This window comes from Aminobacter sp. P4_H6_2 (assembly GCF_056400805.1).
The window spans coordinates 1-2,749 of record NZ_JBFUKO010000681.1; the positions used below are offsets into that span (position 1 = coordinate 1).

A 2,749-nucleotide genomic window follows, 5' to 3' on the forward strand; every position below is an offset into this window, starting at 1 on the left:
GGCTTTCAGTCGTCGCTCGAGATTGATCAGCTTGCCTTCGGCGCGGCGGCGCGCCAGTTCGCCGTTCTCGATGGTGGCGACACCGGCGGAATCATAACCACGATATTCCAGCCGCTTCAGCGCATCGACGATCAACGGTGCAACCGGCGTCTGGCCGACAATTCCGACAATTCCGCACATGATCTCGCCCCGTCCAATCCCTCAAAAGCCCTGTCGGCCTTTTAGGCAGCACAACGAACAAGCGGAAGTCACATTCCGTTTCGCTGCGTATCAGCCATCCAGTTCGTCAGGATGGACCACAATGGCACGCTAGGATTGAAATGCGGTTACTTCGTGCCGGCCTTCTTCGCTGCCGCCGCTGAAGCGAAGCGCTCGCGCAATTCCTTGCCCTTGCCGGGCATTGTCTTCTGCCGCGCGCGGCCAAAGGCCAGCGAATCTTCCGGCACCTCGTCGGTGATGACGCTGCCCGATGCGATATAGGCCCGCGCGCCGATGGCGATCGGTGCCACCAGCGACGTGTTGGAGCCGACGAAGGCGCCCTCGCCGATGTCGGTGAAGAACTTCGAGTAGCCGTCATAGTTGCAGGTGACCGTGCCCGCGCCGATGTTGGCGCCAGCACCAACGCGCGCGTCGCCGATATAGGTCAGGTGGTTGACCTTGGCACCCTTTTCGATCGTCGCCTTCTTGACCTCGCAGAAATTGCCGACCTTGGCTTTTTCGTGCAGTTCCGCGCCTGGCCGCAGCCGTACGAACGGCCCGATCTCGGCACGCGGGCCAACATTTGCTCCCTCCAGATGGCAAAACGCATGGACCGTCGCACCATCGGCGATCGTAACGTTCGGGCCGAACCAGACATTCGGCTCGACCACAACGTCCGAGCCGATCTCGGTGTCGTGCGAGAAATATACAGTCTCAGGCGCGATCAGCGTCGCACCGTCGAGCATCGCCGCGCGGCGCCGGCGTTTCTGCCAGATGCCTTCCGCTTCGGCCAGCTCGGCACGGTTGTTGATGCCCAAGACGCTTTCAAAGCTGGCCTCGGTCGCCACCACCGTCAGGTCGGCTCTGTCGGCGATCTCGACGATGTCGGTGAGATAGAACTCACCCTTGGCATTGGCGTTGCCGACCTGGTCGAGCAGCTTGAGGGCGTGCGCGCTCGAAATCGCCATCAAACCGGCATTGCAGAAGCCGATCTTGCGCTCTTCGTCGCTGCAATCCTTGTCCTCGCGGATCGCCACCAGCTTGCCGGCCCTCTCGATCAGGCGACCATAGCCTGCTGGATTCGGCGGACGAAAGCCGATCACAACGACAGCAGCGCCTTCAGCGAGCTTTGCCCGCGCCAAAGCCAGCGAATCGGCCTCGACCAGGGGCGTGTCGCCGAACATCACCAGGATGTCGTCATGGCCCTTGGCGATCGCCGCGCGTGCCGCCAGCACCGCATGTGCCGTGCCCAGCCGCTCAGCCTGGACGAAGATTTCGGCTTTCGGGGCAAATGTTTCGGCTGCCTTCCTCACCTCGTCGCCGCCATGACCGACCACCAGCGCGATGCCGTCAGCTCCCGCTGCCTCGGCTGTCTTGGCGACATGCGCCRCCATCGGCAGGCCAGCGATCTTGTGCAGCACCTTGGCCTGGCTGCTTTTCATGCGTGTGCCCTCGCCGGCGGCAAGGATGATCGACAGGCAGGTTCTCGATGTCATGGCGTCGTCCGGGTTTGCAAAAGGCGGCTGGAATCGGCCACCTTTCTAGCATTGCTGGCAATCGCCTCCAATGCAGACGGAATGGGGCCGTTTCTTGGAGCTACCCGAGTTGCCCGAGTACAGGGAAGCGTTCAAGCAGCCAGTAGGACGCGGCCTGCACGCCGCCGGTCAGGAAAAGCACTCCGGCCACCACCAAAAGCGCGCCGATCGCCTTTTCGACCTTGCCGAGATGTACCTTGAACTTGGAGAGGAAGCGCATGAAAGCGCCGGAGAACATGGCGGCGATCAGGAAGGGAATGCCCAGGCCGAGTGAATAAACGGCCAGGAGCAACGCGCCCTCACCCACCGTTTCACGCCCGCCGGCCAGCGTCAGGATCGGCCCCAGCACCGGCCCGATGCACGGCGTCCAGCCAAAGGCGAAGGCGAGACCCATGAGATAGGCGGCGAGGTTGCTTGCTGGCTTGCCCTGCGACTGGAAGCGCGCCTCGCGCGACAGAAGCGGGATGCGCAATATGCCGAGGAAATTGAGGCCCATCAGGATGATGAGCACGCCCGCCGCCATGGCCAGCGGCTCCTGCCATGTGCGCAGCAACTGACCGATGGTCGAGGCTCCGGCGCCGAGCGCAACGAACACTGTGGTAAAGCCGAGTACGAAGGAGGCGGATGCGGCAAGCAGGGGGCCCCGGGCACGCGAAACGGTCGCCGTTGCGCCCTCAGCCTTGAAGTCGTCGACCGAAACGCCGGCCATGTAGCAGAGATAAGGTGGCACTAGCGGCAGTACGCAAGGCGACAGGAAAGATAGGGCTCCTGCCCCCAATGCGCTGAGATAACCGACGTCCAATGCCATTTAATGCCGCTCCACCGATGTTTAGGCCGCTATAGCGGCAGCGGCTATCAGGCACCAATCACCATTTTGTGGCAGTCATAGTCGGGCCGGTTTTTGCCGGCCCGAACAAGTCTTCGTTGGCGGAATTTCGCCAGATCTTAGTCGTGGCCAGATCTTATTCGTGGATCGTGTATTCGCCCAACTCGCAGAGGTTCTGCTTGTCTTCGGT

General features: G+C 62.2%; 3 protein-coding genes. All 3 read right to left on the reverse strand.

The genetic code is table 11. The annotated features are described in order from the left end of the window. The coding region (locus AC1DUU_RS28525) for a hypothetical protein (protein ID WP_476786697.1) at positions 1 to 180 on the reverse strand (180 nt) is incomplete at its 3' end. A gap of 146 nt (positions 181 to 326) precedes the next feature. After that, the gene (glmU, locus tag AC1DUU_RS28530) at positions 327 to 1,694 is read right to left on the reverse strand and encodes a bifunctional UDP-N-acetylglucosamine diphosphorylase/glucosamine-1-phosphate N-acetyltransferase GlmU (RefSeq protein WP_476786698.1); all 1,368 of its coding nucleotides are present in this window, start codon (positions 1,692 to 1,694) and stop codon (positions 327 to 329) included. A gap of 100 nt (positions 1,695 to 1,794) precedes the next feature. Further along, on the reverse strand, positions 1,795 to 2,541 hold the full coding sequence (locus AC1DUU_RS28535; protein WP_476786699.1) for a cytochrome c biogenesis CcdA family protein: 747 nt from the start codon (positions 2,539 to 2,541) through the stop codon (positions 1,795 to 1,797). Between the last annotated feature and the right edge of the window lie 208 nt (positions 2,542 to 2,749).

Bases quoted from the DNA above. Each gene is read 5' to 3' on its own strand.
- AC1DUU_RS28535 (WP_476786699.1), bottom strand. From the start codon at position 2,541: ATGGCATTGGACGTCGGTTATCTCAGCGCATTGGGGGCAGGAGCCCTA.